16 protein-coding genes and 1 pseudogene are annotated in these 13939 nt (G+C 69.1%); 7 read left to right on the top strand and 10 right to left on the bottom strand.

What is annotated here, in order from left to right:
• The first annotated feature begins 171 nt into the window (after nucleotides 1–171).
• Nucleotides 172–663 (top strand): VOC family protein, encoded by a 492-nt coding sequence (locus KIK05_RS46050; protein ID WP_308250435.1) that lies wholly within the window; start codon nucleotides 172–174, stop codon nucleotides 661–663.
• A 364-nt stretch (nucleotides 664–1027) separates the two neighbouring features.
• Here KIK05_RS46050 and KIK05_RS46055 read toward each other — a convergent pair whose 3' ends face one another.
• Nucleotides 1028–1609, bottom strand: coding sequence for a TetR/AcrR family transcriptional regulator (locus KIK05_RS46055; RefSeq protein WP_214417275.1), 582 nt, complete (start codon nucleotides 1607–1609; stop codon nucleotides 1028–1030).
• 238 nt (nucleotides 1610–1847) lie between these two features.
• Here KIK05_RS46055 and KIK05_RS46060 point away from each other — a divergent pair, with 238 nt between their 5' ends.
• On the top strand, nucleotides 1848–2198 hold the full coding sequence (locus KIK05_RS46060) for an antibiotic biosynthesis monooxygenase family protein (RefSeq protein ID WP_214417276.1): 351 nt from the start codon (nucleotides 1848–1850) through the stop codon (nucleotides 2196–2198).
• A 168-nt stretch (nucleotides 2199–2366) separates the two neighbouring features.
• Here KIK05_RS46060 and KIK05_RS46065 read toward each other — a convergent pair whose 3' ends face one another.
• Nucleotides 2367–2729, bottom strand: coding sequence for a hypothetical protein (locus KIK05_RS46065; protein ID WP_214417277.1), 363 nt, complete (start codon nucleotides 2727–2729; stop codon nucleotides 2367–2369).
• 692 nt (nucleotides 2730–3421) lie between these two features.
• Here KIK05_RS46065 and KIK05_RS46070 point away from each other — a divergent pair.
• Nucleotides 3422–3817 (top strand): hypothetical protein, encoded by a 396-nt coding sequence (locus KIK05_RS46070; protein ID WP_214417278.1) that lies wholly within the window; start codon nucleotides 3422–3424, stop codon nucleotides 3815–3817.
• Nucleotides 3818–3890: 73 nt separating this feature from the next.
• Here the strand turns inward: KIK05_RS46070 and KIK05_RS46075 are convergent, their stop codons facing one another.
• Complete coding sequence (locus KIK05_RS46075) at nucleotides 3891–4247, bottom strand: VOC family protein (RefSeq protein ID WP_308250436.1); 357 nt, start codon at nucleotides 4245–4247, stop codon at nucleotides 3891–3893.
• 538 nt (nucleotides 4248–4785) lie between these two features.
• Here KIK05_RS46075 and KIK05_RS46080 point away from each other — a divergent pair.
• Nucleotides 4786–5445: a hypothetical protein gene (locus KIK05_RS46080; protein WP_214417280.1), complete on the top strand. Its 660-nt coding sequence runs from the start codon at nucleotides 4786–4788 to the stop codon at nucleotides 5443–5445.
• Nucleotides 5446–5484: 39 nt separating this feature from the next.
• Nucleotides 5485–6387: a hypothetical protein gene (locus KIK05_RS47860; protein ID WP_250564590.1), complete on the top strand. Its 903-nt coding sequence runs from the start codon at nucleotides 5485–5487 to the stop codon at nucleotides 6385–6387.
• Between the two features lie 266 nt (nucleotides 6388–6653).
• On the opposite strand, the pseudogene KIK05_RS47865 reads toward KIK05_RS47860, so the two are convergent.
• The 3 genes and pseudogenes from KIK05_RS47865 to KIK05_RS46090 all read right to left on the bottom strand — a co-directional run.
• Nucleotides 6654–7613: pseudogene (locus tag KIK05_RS47865) on the bottom strand (Tn3 family transposase); the annotation flags it as partial.
• Nucleotides 7502–8200 carry a hypothetical protein gene (locus tag KIK05_RS47870; RefSeq protein ID WP_250564585.1) on the bottom strand — a complete coding sequence of 233 codons (699 nt, stop codon included), beginning with the start codon at nucleotides 8198–8200 and terminating at the stop codon, nucleotides 7502–7504. The gene KIK05_RS47870 and the pseudogene KIK05_RS47865, both read right to left, overlap by 112 nt.
• A 100-nt stretch (nucleotides 8201–8300) precedes the next feature.
• Nucleotides 8301–8753 carry a tyrosine-type recombinase/integrase gene (locus KIK05_RS46090; protein ID WP_308250437.1) on the bottom strand — a complete coding sequence of 151 codons (453 nt, stop codon included), beginning with the start codon at nucleotides 8751–8753 and terminating at the stop codon, nucleotides 8301–8303.
• Here KIK05_RS46090 and KIK05_RS47875 point away from each other — a divergent pair.
• Nucleotides 8728–9222: a site-specific integrase gene (locus tag KIK05_RS47875; RefSeq protein ID WP_250564586.1), complete on the top strand. Its 495-nt coding sequence runs from the start codon at nucleotides 8728–8730 to the stop codon at nucleotides 9220–9222. The two genes, KIK05_RS46090 and KIK05_RS47875, sit on opposite strands and share 26 nt — an antisense overlap.
• A gap of 25 nt (nucleotides 9223–9247) precedes the next feature.
• Here the strand turns inward: KIK05_RS47875 and KIK05_RS46100 are convergent, their stop codons facing one another.
• The 4 genes from KIK05_RS46100 to KIK05_RS46115 form a co-directional block, all read right to left on the bottom strand.
• On the bottom strand, nucleotides 9248–9502 hold the full coding sequence (locus tag KIK05_RS46100; RefSeq protein WP_214417282.1) for a hypothetical protein: 255 nt from the start codon (nucleotides 9500–9502) through the stop codon (nucleotides 9248–9250).
• Nucleotides 9503–10146: 644 nt separating this feature from the next.
• Nucleotides 10147–11061, bottom strand: coding sequence for an NADP-dependent oxidoreductase (locus KIK05_RS46105; RefSeq protein WP_214417283.1), 915 nt, complete (start codon nucleotides 11059–11061; stop codon nucleotides 10147–10149).
• A gap of 32 nt (nucleotides 11062–11093) precedes the next feature.
• The gene (locus KIK05_RS46110; protein ID WP_214417284.1) at nucleotides 11094–11675 is read right to left on the bottom strand and encodes an NADPH-dependent FMN reductase; all 582 of its coding nucleotides are present in this window, start codon (nucleotides 11673–11675) and stop codon (nucleotides 11094–11096) included.
• A complete protein-coding gene (locus tag KIK05_RS46115) occupies nucleotides 11672–12172 on the bottom strand; it encodes a MarR family winged helix-turn-helix transcriptional regulator (RefSeq protein WP_214417285.1) in 501 nt (166 codons plus the stop codon). The genes KIK05_RS46110 and KIK05_RS46115 overlap by 4 nt, the downstream gene beginning before the upstream one ends.
• A 29-nt stretch (nucleotides 12173–12201) precedes the next feature.
• Here KIK05_RS46115 and KIK05_RS46120 point away from each other — a divergent pair, with 29 nt between their 5' ends.
• Nucleotides 12202–13629: a DHA2 family efflux MFS transporter permease subunit gene (locus KIK05_RS46120; RefSeq protein WP_214417286.1), complete on the top strand. Its 1428-nt coding sequence runs from the start codon at nucleotides 12202–12204 to the stop codon at nucleotides 13627–13629.
• Nucleotides 13630–13939: the final 310 nt, after the last annotated feature.

Here is a 13939-nt window from a genome sequence, read left to right on the forward strand (position 1 = left end):
GACGATAGACCTTCAGAATCCCCGAAGTCTCATCAACGTTCGCAGAAGCCGGAGCGCCAGCAGATACGCCCAGGTCCTGGGGCTAGAGAGACCAAGAAGCTCAGTTGAACTCAAGGGTTATTAGTTACCCTTCCGGAGCGTGAGCCGCCCGGACCGTGAACCGTCCGGACCGTGAGCCAGCAATTGTCGGATGGGTTCGGCAGGATGTCCGCCATGGTTTCTTATCAGCTGGTCATCGACTGTGCGGCACCCGACCGGATGGCCCGGTTCTGGGCGGGCGCGCTGCGGTACACGGTGGAGCCGCCGCCGGGCGGATTCGACACGTGGCGGGATTACTGGCGCAGTATCGGAGTGCCCGAGGACGAGCTCGGCGAGGGGGACGGCAGCGACAGCATCGTCGATCCCGAGGGGCACGGGCCGAGGATCTGGTTTCAGCAGGTGCCTGAGGGCAAGGCGGTCAAGAACCGGTTCCACCTGGATGTGAAGGTGGGCGGCAAGCGGGAGGACGTACCGCTGGAGACCCGGAAAGCGCGGGTGGATGCCGAGGTGGAGCGGCTTGTCCAGGCGGGGGCGTCCGTTGTGCGGGTGCTGTCGCAGGCCGGCGTCGATCACTATGCGGTGGCGATGGTGGATCCCGAGGGGAACGAGTTCGACGTGGTCTAGCGCCGTTTTCCACACGTCATCACCCTCGACGTCAGAATCGGGCGCGAGGGCATCGACGGCGACCAGTTCTTCCAGCTTGCCGACCGACTCGGCGGACCAGCGCCTCACGGTCGTGCCGGTGAAGCGACTTCCAGAGTGGTGTAGCGGCCCTGGAGATAGCGAGGCAGGGGAGCGGCATCACGATTGCGCCAGGCAGCGATCTGGACATCGCCCTCCATGTGGCGGATCTGGGTCGTCGCGGCCGAGCTCCTCGTCGGAGCAGCACTGTTGACGATCCACCGCCGACGAGGGTGAGTACCGTTCAGAGATTGGGCTCCGGGGTGAGGAATGACCGAGGTCGCGGTGGGTGCCCTCGAGGCGTTCTTCAGGGTGTGGGTGCGGTGAGATACCGCTGGACCGTGGGTCCGAGCCAGTCCACGATCTCCTCGCGGCCGAGCGCCACGCTCGCCGGGAACCGGAGCACGTAGCGCGTCAGCGCGAGCCCCAGCACGGTCGAGGCGCACAGTGCCGCCCGCACCGGCGCCTGCTCCGGATCGGGGCCCACCCGGCGGGCCAGCGGGATCAACTGCTCGCGCAGCACGCTCTGCATGCGCTCGGCGGCGGCCGGGTCGGTGGCGCCGACCCGCATCAGCGCGGTGAGCTCCCCGTTCTCCTCCCACAGGGCGAGGAAGTGGCGCACCAGCGCACGGCCGATCGCCTCGCGCGGTTCGACGGGCAGACCGGGCAGCCCGGGGTCGATGGCGACGGCCGCCGCGAACAGGCCTGCCTTGTTGCCGTAGTAGCGCATCACCATCGACGGATCGATCCTCGCGTCGCGCGCGATGGCCCGGATGGTCGCCTTCTCGTAGCCGTCCGCCGCGAACCGCTCGCGGGCCGCGGCGAGGATCGTGGCGCGGGTGGCGTCGGAACGCCGTGCGGCTTGCTGGTTCTCCGTGGTGCCGGTCATGCCAACAACCATAGGCCAACACGTGTTGACACTCCAGGGCTGCGGCCCTACGTTTGCCAACAAGAGTTGGCCAACACATGTTGGCAGGATGGTGGACGCTGGAGGCCGGCACCGGCGATGCCCCTTGAGCGCCCGTCAGATCCCCCGTCCCACAGGTCGTGAGCGTCGCCGGATCCAGTACGGCGGTGGCGGGCCGCGGCGCCGTGGGACAACCGATAAGCGAGAGGAAGTACCGCAGATGGCCAAGCTGCAGAGCCTGGACCCGAATGTGCCGATGTTCGCGCAGTTCAAGGAGGAGACCGGACCCATCGTCCTGGCCAACACCTTCGTCGTCCCAAAGGAGAAGACCGAAGTGTTCCTGACCCTCTTTCGGAGGCAGGCGGAGTTCATGAAGGCTCAACCGGGATTCGTCTCCCTGCAGATGCACAAGGGGACGGCGGACAGCCGACTTCTGATGAACGTCGCGGTCTGGGAGTCGACCGAGGCTCTCGCCACGGCGTTCGGCAGCCCGGAGTTCCAGCGCATGGCCGCCGAGTTCCCCGACGACATCGTGTCGTACCCGCACATCTTCGAGCGGATCGACGTATGACGCAGCAGCCGTAGCCGGGGGAGCAGCTCGGCACTCGCCCGCTCGGCCCAGCCGGGCCCGGTTGGTCACGGGGCTTGAGCAGCAACCAAACGGCCAGTCACGTTAAAGAGCCCGGCGGGCTCGTCTTGCCGTGACTGGCCGTTTCGATGCGGGTGGCTTGGGGCGGGGTCAGTCGATGAGGCCGGGCCGGTCGGTGGGGTTGCCCTCGGCGGTCTTGAGGGTCTTGTGGACGACGCCGACGGAGACCTTCACCCCGGCGGCGATGGTGCGGATGGATTCCCCGCGCCGGCGGCGGGCCAGGATCGCGGCGCGCTTGTCGTCGTCGACGACGGGCCGGCGGCCGCCGACCTTGCCTTGCTTGCGGGCGGTCTCCAGGCCGTTCTTGGTCTTGCGGACGATGTCGCGGCGGCGTCCAGCGCGGCCCGTCCCGAGGTGGAGCGCGGCCTGCGGTATCGGCCCTCCACTCGGGTCCGTGCGATGAGCCCCAAAGTAGCGGTCAGTGACGTTGCAAATGCAAGTCGTAGCGGTCATGACTGAGTGATACCGATCCGAAGGGCCGTTCACCGGATACAGCCTGCTGTGCCGCCTGGCCCGCGACCTGCACGGCCTGGGGGAGCGCAACGACTTCTCCCGCAAGGCGGACCTGGAGGAAGCCACCGACCACTACTTCGACGAGCACTGCGAACCCTTGGTCGCTGCTCCGTTCCAGGCACCTGCCGCCGACTGGGCCCAGCTGATCGAGTCGATGACCGCGGCCCACGACACCCCGATATCGGCCCAGAGTGCCGCCCAGGCATGGATCCAGGCCCACCAACCGGCCGTCGATGCCACGCCTCGCAACACCCTGACCGAGCTTGCGCGACTTCTCCAGGCCGGCGTGTGGGCCTTGCGGATCACAACGTCGTTCTTCGAGGTCGCCCAGCGCCTACCGGCGATCAGCAGCTCACCGATCGGGGATGGTGAGGACTTTTGGAGTCGGCAGCCGCCGCGCGACTTGATGTCCTTCGTCCCCGAGCAGGCCGCCGGAAACCTCATGGCCCTGCAGTGGCAGCCCAACCCCCGCGGCGACAGCGGATCCTTCAGCATCCTGTGGCTGCGCGGGGTAGGCCGCTGGCCGCTCTACCATCTGCACGACCTGCTGGCGGCCGAAGGAATCGAGGGGCCGAGCGTCGTGCCGGCCTCTGCCACCAGCTGGAGGCCGGCCTCGCCCCGCTTCCACCTGGATGTCACCGGCGAACCTGGTCCTGCGCGAGCACAAGGAGGCCAGAGCCGCGCTGCGGAAGAGCCGGATGTTCTTCCGCCCGCCGCACTACCCCGACGGGCGACCGATCTTCATCTTCGGCACCGGCGGCAACCCGGCCGCGCACGCCGATGCGCTGTGCACCGCAACCGACTGGATCTGCACCCCCGCCCCCGGAGCACGCGAGTCACTGCTCGAGCAGGCCCGCCAGCAGCTAGCCGCCGACCGCCAGCAGGTCCTGTTCACCCCTGGAACGCGGCGCCGACGACGGCAACTGGGCCGGTCTCCCGGCCCGCGCCAGCGATGGGGGTCCAGTCGTGGGTCGTCCGGCTGTACGGCGCATCGCCGTGGGTCGGCCTGGATGAGATCGGGCTCGTAGCCCCTGAGAAACCTCCCCAGGAAGACCACGTGCACCGTCCCGCCACCGCCGCGATCAGCGCCAGGTGCCGACCCTAAGCCTGCTCCTTGTACACCGCCTCGACGTTGTTGCCGTCCGGGTCATCTACGAACGCGCAATAGGCGCCATATTCGGGCCAAAGTCGGGGCTCGTGCCGGGACTTGCCGCCAGCCGCCAGCGCGGCCGCGTGGAAGGCGTCGACCGCACCCCGGTCGCGGGCGGTGAACGCGATGTGCGCGCCCCGTGTCACCGTGGCGTCGCCAGCGGGATACAGACCGAAGGAAGGGGTGTCCAACTCCTCCTCCCAGAACTCCGCTCCGCCGTCTGCCGCCTCTCCGACGACGCCGAGAGGCTCCAGCGCGGCGGTGTAGAAGCGTGTGCTCGCCTCGAGGTCCGAGGCGATGAAGGTCACGTGGTGGATGAAGGGCCATCGTTCTGTCATGACCGCGGAGTCTACGAGAGCCGGCGCCGAATCCTGGTGCCGAACCTCGTGCGGCTCGCGGAGCTGAGTACGGCCCGAAGCGGGGAAGCCACCGCGGCGGCGCGCCGAGGCCTCCTCGATCAGCCCTTCGGACGAGTGGGACGAAGCAGCGCCTCGGCCAGCGCGAGCATGGTCGGCCCCCGAGGAGTCTGAGTGCAGAAATTGGCGGTAGCGATGATCACGGGACCTTTTGATCACTTCTTGGGCAACAGTCGAGGCAGGCCCTGTTATCGGCCCGCCCGCACGTGGCCGCAGCCCGACGCCACAGACCGAGCAGAGGGCCAACAGGATGGGGTCCGGCCTCACACACCCGGGCCTCGGGGTACCCGGGGGCGAGGGACCCGAGTTTGATCAAGGCTCCGACCAGCGTCGACTCGCTACTTTGGGGCTCATCGCACGGACCCGAGCGGAGGGCCGTATCTGCCGGACGCGGGGTGAGTGTCACCCGGTTCCGCTACGGTGATCCGCCATGGATGATCATTTCCCCCCGGCCGAGGACGTCCTGGTCCTCTCCGAGCCCCTGCGCCGAGATCTGCACCCCCGGCGGGGCGGCGCGCTCCCCGCGGAACCGGGCGTCTCCGACCGGGCGCTGGGCGAGGTCGCGCCCAGCGACACCGTCGACACCGGCGCCGCGGACGTGGCAGCGAAGCTGACCGAGAAGCACCGCGGCCGCATCGAGGCCGTGCTGTCGGCGGGCAGGAGCAACAAAGTCCTGGTCGCGCACGCGCGGGCATACCTCAGCGGCGCCGATGACCCCACCGGGGCGGCGGCGATCGCATCGATCGTCGACCGTCTGGAGAACGGGAGTAAAACGCCGCGAACCTTCACCGACGGGTGGATCGCCTCCCGCGGACTCGCCTTCGCCGCCTGCGCGCTCGCCGAACTGAGCGGCATCGCCTCCTCGGCGGAAGACCTGCGCCCGCTGGACTCCCTTCGGCTGGTCGACTCGGTGAGCCTGCGCCGGGTCCGGGGGCTGCTGGCCTTCTGCCCCGAGGAGGAGTACCGGCGGGCGGTGGAACGCCTGGCCGCGCACCGCGGCACCCGCTCCCGGCGGCTCGTCGTCTCCTACCTGGTGCCCACCCGGCACGACTGGGTGGACGAGTGCTGCGCCGACCCGCCGTCCACCTAGTGGGGGGACGCCACCTACCGCCAACGACTGTGGGCGTCGGTGAGCACCCTGCGGCACCTCGAACTGCTCGGCTGGAGGCTGGAGGAGTCCGACTTCGGCGCGTTCACGTACGGGATGCGCGCCACGATCGCCGACGGCCTGGGCCCGGCGGCCGCCCCGCTCCTGGTCGACGCCTGGGACCGGATGCTCATCTACAAGCCGTGGCGGGAGCAGTTCGTGGAGCTGATCTCCCTGATTCCGAGCGACGAGGCGTTCACGCTGCTGCTGGAGCGGTACGAGCGGGAGTTCGCGCGTGAGTACCTGCTTGCGGCGATGGAGCGCTTCCCCGTGCGGGCGGTACGGGTGCTGTCCGCGGTGGCCGCGCGCGACTCGACGTCGGCGCTCCTTGCCTCCGGGCTGCTTCGCATGCACCTCAAGGCGCATCCGGAGCTGCCCGGGCCGGACCCGGCGCCGCGGGTCCCGGACGCGCCCGGCGAGGACCTCCCGGCCGTGCTGACCGCGCCGGGCCGGGCGCCCCGGCTGCCCGCGTACGCCGATCCCGATGTCCTGCCGCAGGTGCTGATCAAGGGCGGCGGCCGGGCCCTGCCCGCCGCCGCGACCAGGAGGCTCGTGGCGCTGGCCAGGAAGCCGGACGAGCGGCTGGAAGCGGTCCGCGAGGCCTGCGACCGGCGCTCGCTGGCCGACCTGGGCTGGGCGCTGTTCCTGCACGGCGACGCCTGGGCGCTGCCCGCGCTGGGATGGCTCGGCGACGGCCGGACGGCCCGCGACCTGGCCGCCCTGATCCCCGGCTGGGTAGCGCGGGGCACCAGGGCCCGCGCGGTCAAGGCTGTCGACGCCATCGCCCGGATCGGCACCGCGGAGGCGCTGGAGGTGCTGGACGAACTGGCGAAGACGGGCCCGGACCACGCGGTCCGGGACGCTGCGGCGAGGGCGCGCCCGTAAGCACTCAGGTGCACCCGAGACGCGGCGGCACGCCCGTACCGCCCGCAGAGATCGCCGCCGGCACGCCCGGCCTGCCGATCCGGCAGTAGACGGCGGGGCCGACAGGGCTGAGCGGTGCCAGCCCTGGCCCAACCCCGTGCGTCATGGGGCACTGGGCCGCCCGAGCGGAACACCTCCAACTCCAGGTGGCGACTCATGTCGAGCTCGAAGCGGCCATACAGGTTCAGATGGGACCAGAACAGCGCGGTCAGCCCGCGCCGGTCGGCCGGGCTCAGCCGTTTTCGCCAAGCCGGATCGCGCAGCACGATCTGGATCAGGTGCGTGTTGAGGTAGGTGATGGCCGCGGCGATCAGGTGCAGCGCCAGCGCGGAGACCTCGACGTTCTCGCGGTCGTCGCCGGTCAGGTCGCCGGCCTTGCCATAGAACAGGTCCTTGCTGGCGGAATTGAAGTTCTCCACCACGTTCAGACCCTCGTTGATCTCCCTCCTGAGTTCCTCATCCGCCAGATACTCACAGATGAAGATTGTCCTGATGACGCGACCCAGCTCCTCGATCGCCTGGTAGGTGGGGTGCTTGGGGCCGCCGCGGGTGAAGCGGCGCAGCATCTGGTGCGACTCTGCGGTGCGCAACCGCAGCGCGGTCGCGTACTTGATCATTTGGTCGTAGTGGCGTGCGATCAGGTCCCAGTCGATGGTCTTGTTCGACAGCACCGCCTCCAGGTGTGGCCAGGCCCCGTCCTCGCCGGTCCCGGGCCGGTACAGCCGCGCCGAGCCGATGTTCTTCAGCCGTGGCAGCAGCTTGAAGCCGAGCAGTTCGGAGAAGGCGAACCCGACGATCGAGGCTCCGTGGGTGTCGGTGTACTGGCGATCGATCTCCGCGTCGGTCAGGTGCCGCAGCAGGCCCTCGATCATCGAGGCCACCTCGGAGGCGGTCATGCTGGTCACCTGGCTGTAGATGCACACGCTGCGGCGCTCGACGTGCCAGTAGACCATGATCCCCGGCCCGCTGTAGCGCTGATGCCACTCGATCATGAAATTCGCCGACCACGACCCGAACTTACGCGAATCGGACGCGCACGAGGTGCCCTCGCCCCACAGCACGGTGTCGCGCGCCTTCAGGGTGGCGTTGACGATGAGGCGGATCGCCTCGCGCAGGTTGTCCCGGTTGATGAACAGCCGGCGGGTTCGTCGCAGCGCCGCCTCATTGTCGCGCTGCCCGGGCGGCAGCGTGGCCGCGGCCACGCCGTCGGCCACTCGCTTGATCCCGACGTTCGTCCCAGCCCGTACAGGCAGAGCAATAGCCGTCTCTGCAGCACCGCCTCATCGATGACGGTGCGCGAGACCACCGAGGCGAAGGCGGAGGTGTAGTCGGTGACATGGGCGACGTCTTTGAGCACGTCCAGTAGGTCGATCACGCCCCAGCGGCGGGAGATCTCCGTCTTCAGCGCCTTCAGGCCCGTCGGCTCCTCCTGCTTGCCCAGCGGTGGGACGCTGATCCACGGCTCGCCCTTCTTCCGGGTGATCTTCACGCCGCCGGTGGTGCCCTTGCGCATCGCCTTGTCCAGCCGGTCGAGGGCGGCGGTGTGGCGGCGTTGCAGGTCGGCGATGAACGCCGCGGGGTCACGGGGCTTCTTCAGGGCCTCGTAGTGCACGTCCCGGTTGTCGTCAAAGTCGGCCGGCAAGTCCGCCTCCGGGTTGCGCCAGATCTTGCCGCCCTCGACCCAGATTTCCCGTCGGCGGATTGCCTTGCGCAGCGCCACCAGAACGCACAGCTCGTACGGGATGCGCTCGATCCGGCCGCGTTCGTCGGCCACCGCCTCGGGGTCCCGGTAGCAATCGCGGATAATCCAACGAACCCATCTCTGACCTGTGCTGATGGTGCAAGAGGATGCGATGGCCCTGAGCGGTTTGTCGTCAGTGGATCGCTCGGTCGCGGCGTCGGCGGGCGGCGCGGATCTCGGCGTCGGCGACCTTGTCGTCCAGCAGCGCGTACAGCTGGGTGGTTTCGGTGGAGGCGTGGCCGAGGCGGCGGCGCACGGCCTCGATGGAGACGCCAGTGTTGATGAGCTCGGTGGCGTGGGCGTGGCGCAGCTGGTGGATGTCGATCTCGACCCCGGCCTGCGCGCAGTAGGTCTGCCAGCGGTGGTGGGCGGCGTCGTAGGACAGCGGTCCGCCGCGGCCGTTGATGGAGGCGCGAAACAGCGGCCCGGCGGTGTAGCCGGCGCGGGCCAGGTAGAGCTTGAGCAGGGCGACGTAGCCGCGGTCGTCCAACAGGACGGTCCACACGCTGCCGCCCTTGCCGCAGATGCGGACGTGTTCGTCGTCCTTCCCAGTGTGGGCCTTGGTCGAGCAAGACAGCGAGCGGATCGTCGGCGTTACCGGTCTCTACGACAAGTCGTCCCCGCTGCTGTGGCCAGACGAGACCGAACGGTCCGAGGGGTCGCTCTTCTGGCCACCACCGTCACCGATCCGGCCTACCGCGAATACCGGCCTGGCTGCCTCATGGCCTGGTGGGCCCTCCGGCCGCCGCGCGCCGGCGTCCGGCGACGTCTGTCCCGTCACCGGGCGGGGCCGCCTGTCCTATCCACGCGCCGAGTACCTGTTCAAGACCGCCTCGGCCGAGCTCGACCCGCACCGCCAGGGGTGGACCTTGCATCAGCTGCGTCATTCGGCGCTCCAGCACCTCGCCCAACCCGGACGCACCGCGCCCGAGCTCCAGGCCAAGAGCCGCCACCAGCACCTGGCCAGCCTCGACCGCTACGTGCGCCTGGGCGAAGAGACCTCCGCCCGCATCACCGCAAAGGCCGACCCCATCCAGCGGCGCCGTCCCCGCTGACGGCACCAGGGCGGCCGACCGCTCATCAGGCCGGCCACACCTGCAGAGCCTGCTCGTCCTCGGAGTCGGGCTCGGCCCGCATCCCGACCACCCTCAGCACCGCCGCATACGCAGCAACCTGCTCCCCGGCCCCGCTCTCGGGCCCAGCGAAAGCCACCAGGAAAGGGACGCCCTGTGCCCCGCCCTCCACCACGAACCCGGCCCGGCTGTCGCTGAACTCCATCAGCCCGGCAGCACGCAGTGCGTCCCGGATGTGCTCGGCATCGCGATCGCGCTCCACAGCGGCCGCCGTCCTTGGCCGTAGCCGAACCTCGGCTCGTCATCGCCCATGATCCCACCGTAGACGCCTCGCGACTGCTGTCCAGGTCCTGTTTATCGCCGCAGGTCAGGCAAATCCGTTGGAAATTTCCCCGGGACTACAGCGAGGCCTTCAGAGAGAGAACGGATGGTGGTACGCACTCTGCTTCGTCCGCACTGCTCAGGCCCGGCACATCCTCCCGGACGTCGTCAAGGTGACCGAGCTTCGCCCGCACATCGTCGGCGACGACTGGCCCATACCGCACTGACCTGGAGCACACCACCGCGATGCATGGCTCCGCCCACCAATCACCGAAGCGAGGACAGCGCGTGAAGACGCGGCCGGCAGGCGTCGAATGGGCGACCGCGAACCTCGCCGAACTGGAGGACGGCACCCCGCTACTCCTCGGCGGGCAACTCGTCGCCGGATACCGCGACGCCACCTTCCTCCGCTATCTGGATGTCTCCAGGATTAAGCAGCGGCACATCATGGTCGTCTCCCACCGCATCGCCATGGGAAGTGGAACCACCTGCGAAGCCGCAGCCTGTGACCCTGTCCGCATCATGCTCGACGACGAAGGCCTTGAAATTGTCACGTACAGAGGTGATCCTGTTCCGGGTCGGTGGTCAGATGGTGAGGACCACCTTGCCGCGTACGTGCCCATTCTCGACGATGCGATGCGCGGCTATGGCCTGGCTGAGTGGGAAGGTACGGACGGGCAGGATCAGCTGGCCGGTCGCCGCCTTGTCAACGAGCTGGCGTAGGGCGGGAAGCGAGCGGCCCCCCACTCGTCGCACCCCGTGCTCTTCGACGGCACGCTGGTCGACGGTCGTCCCGATGCGGCGGCGGTCGTTGATCAGGGCGAGGCTGGTGGCGATGGCCTCACCGCCGATGAGGTCCAGGGCGACGTCGACTCCGTCCGGTGCGAGAGCGTGGACGCGGTCGAGCAGCCCAGGACCGTAGGTGGTGGGCAGGGCGCCGAGGTCGCGCAGGTAGTCGTGGTTGTTCTCGCTGGCGGTGCCGATGACCCGTGCTCCCAGCTCGCGCGCGAGTTGGACGGCGATGGTGCCGACGCCGCCGGCCGCGGCATGGATGAGGATGACATCGCCGGGTCCCACACCCAATTGGGACAGGGCGGTGTGGGCGGTCTGCCCGGCGGCGGGCAGGCCCCCAGCCATCTCCCACGGGACCGATGGCGGTTTGACGACCAGGCCGGCGGTGTCGACGGCCATGACCTCTGCATAGGCCTGCGCCGTAGCCGACCCCAGCACGTGCGCGCCGACGGCGACGGCCCCATCAGCGGGGACGTCCGGGCCGAGAGCGATGACCGTTCCGGCGAACTCGTTGCCCAGGCGCTGCGGGAAATTCGCAGGCCTGGAGTCGGCGAAGTCACCACGGCGGAGCTTGCAGTCGACCGGATTGACTCCGGCTGCGTGAATCCGCACGAGTGCCTGGCCAGGTCCCGGCCGCGGGGTTTCGATCTTGAAGGGTCGCAAGACTTCCGGAGGGCCGAAGCGGGTCAGCGCGATGACGGTCGGCATTGAAGGGGGCTCCTTGTTTCTCGTGTCGGCGCTCAGCCGGCCAGGACGTAGGGTCGGGCGAGGCGGGCGGCGCGTAGGGCAGTCCCCCACCAGGTCAGCCGGTCGAACAGGGTGTGCGCCGCGGCTTCGGCGGATTTGGCGGTGGAGGGGTCGGTGACGTATCCCTCCGGATCCACGTGGTCGTGCGGGAAGTGGAAGCTGACCGTGTCGCGCACGGTGACGGCATGGAGCTCGGCGAGGACCTGTCGTAGCTGTTCGACCGCGCGCAACCCACCGGCGATCCCGCCATAGGAAACAAACCCGACGGGCTTGGCGGCCCACTCCTGCCGGACCGTGTCGATGGCGAGTTTCAGCGAGGCGGGATAGCCGTGGTTGTATTCGCACGTCACGACGAGGATCGCGTCGGCGTCGCCGATGCGGCCGGTGAACTCCGTCGCGGCGATCGAGCCGCTGAGATCGGCGGGCAGGGAAAGGCCGGCCAGGTCGATGACGTCGGTGGTGAACTCCGGTCGGCTGCTGGCGACGCGAGAGGTCCAGTGGCCGATGGCTGTGCCGAAGCGGCCCTGGCGGGTGCTGGCGATGATCAGCGCCAGGCGCAGGGGCTGGTCGTTCACGGGCGGGTGTCCTTTTCTTCGTTGTGGGCTCGTGCGGCGTCACGGACGGCGGTGAGCCCGGCCATGAGCTGCTCGCGCTGTACGGGGGACAGTCGGCCGAAGGTGAGTCGTTCCAGTTCGGCCCAGGCGGCTCGAACGCGGGGGCATAGCGCCTGCCCGGCGTCGGTGAGGCCGACCTCCATCGCGCGCTGGTCGGTCTCGGATGGGGTCCGCACGATGAGCTGGCCGCGCTCCATGGCCTGCAGGGTCGCGGTCACTGTGGATCGGTCGCGGCCCAGGAAGCGGACGAGCTCAGCCTGCGGCGTCCGGCCATGGTCCTGCAGGTACAGCAGGATCACCTCCTGCGGCGCCACTAGGCCCAAGTCGGTCAGGAGGGAGGCGGCCAGGACGGCGTGGGCCCGCACGGCCTGCAGCAGCAGCGAGCCCAGCGGGGCCTCGGCGATCTGGACCCCCGGGTGGGAACGCGACCCTTTCCCGGAAACCTTTTTTGTTGGCATGCCAGCATATTACACAGCATACTGCTGGCATGCCAACAAATCGAGGTGACTCCGACCCGCTCGATCCAAACCTGCTCCGTCTTGCCGCTGTCTTGATGGTCGGCGGCCTGGCCTCGCTGCTGAACACCACCATCGTGGGAGTCGCTCTGGACGACGCCCGCGCCGCCCTGGCCGCCGACACCGAGCAGATTCAGTGGGTTGCGACCGCCCACCTCCTCACCCTGGCCGTGGTTGTCCCCACGATGCCCTGGGCGCTCAGCCGGGTCGGCGCCCGGTCGCTGTGGCGGGCCAGCCTGCTTATCTTCGCCGTGGCCTCGCTGCTGTGCGGGGCGGCCTGGTCCACTTCCAGCCTCATCGTCTTCCGCATCCTGCAGGGGATCGGCGGCGGGCTGATCCTGCCCGTGCTGCAGACGATCCTGGCAACCATGGCGGGACCACGGCGGCTGGGCCGGGTCATGGCGCTCGTCGCGGTGCCCGGCCAACTCGCGCCACTCCTCGGACCGGTCCTCGGCGGCATATTGATCGACGGCCCCGGATGGCGGTGGGTGTTCTGGGTCAGCGTTCCGCTGAGCATCGCCGCTCTGGTCCTGTCGTGGCATGGACTTCCCGACACGGTGCCCGCCGATCCGCGACCACTTGACCTGCGCGGACTACTCCTGTTGTGCCCTGGACTGGTGGTCCTGCTGTACGGCGGCACCCGGCTGACGGCCTCCACCGACGTCGTCGGCGCCGGGCCGCCGATCGCGCTCGGTACCGTGCTGCTGCTCGGCTACACCCACCGAGCCCTCCGCCGCCGTCATCCCCTGGTTGATCTGCGGTTGTTCGGCGACCGGGCATTCGCCCTGTCCTGCGGGCTGATGATGCTGGCCGGCGCGTCGATCTTCGGCCCCATGGTGCTGCTGCCACTGTTCTACCAGCAGGTACGCGGTGCCACCGGCGTGGAAACAGGACTGCTCCTGGCTCCCCTGGCACTCGGCACCATGACCGCGCTGCCCCTGGCCGGACGGCTCACCGACCGCTTCGGACCCCGCGTGCTGCTCATCGCCGGCACGGTCGTGGCCGCCGCAGGCACGGTGCCCTATGTGGCCGTGCCCGGCGCGAGCGATCCGGCGCTGAGCGTCGCTCTGTTCTTGCGTGGTGTCGGGCTCGGCCTGGCCACCGTCCCCATCACCACCGCCGCGTACATGCGGTTGTCACCTGAGGCCATTCCCGAGGCGACCACCCTGCTCAGCGTCATTCAACGCATCGGTGGCTCCTTCGGCACGGCTTTCCTCCTCGCCATCGTGGCCCGCCACCTCGCCACCGGTGGCTCTGCCCCGCAGGCGTACGCGATCGCCTTCGGCGCCACCCTCATCCTCTCCCTGCTCGCCCTCGCTCCAGCGGCGCTGTTGCCACGTCGCGATCCCGTCTCCCCAGACTCCGACACCACGGGCGCAGCCGCTAGGCCAGTTCGCTGAGCTGGGCTGCGTGCCATCGAACGCCGCGGCACCGTGACCGAAACCTGAGCCACCGCTCAAGCGTTCGAGTGCACGGGGTGCTGGCGCTACTGGCTGTGAGGCTTGCCCGTCTCGTTAGGCGTGACCGGGCGTGACCGAGATCTTATTCGGCCGTTCGATCCCTCAGCCGGCCGTGCGGAAGTGCTAACTAATAACCCTTGAGTTCAACTGAGCTTCTTGGTCTCTCTAGCCCCAGGACCTGGGCGTATCTGCTGGCGCTCCGGCTTCTGCGAACGTTGATGAGACTTCGGGGATTCTGAAGGTCTATCGT

It is taken from the genome of Sphaerisporangium fuscum (assembly GCF_018531465.1).
Taxonomy (GTDB): Bacteria; Actinomycetota; Actinomycetes; order Streptosporangiales; family Streptosporangiaceae; genus Sphaerisporangium; species Sphaerisporangium fuscum.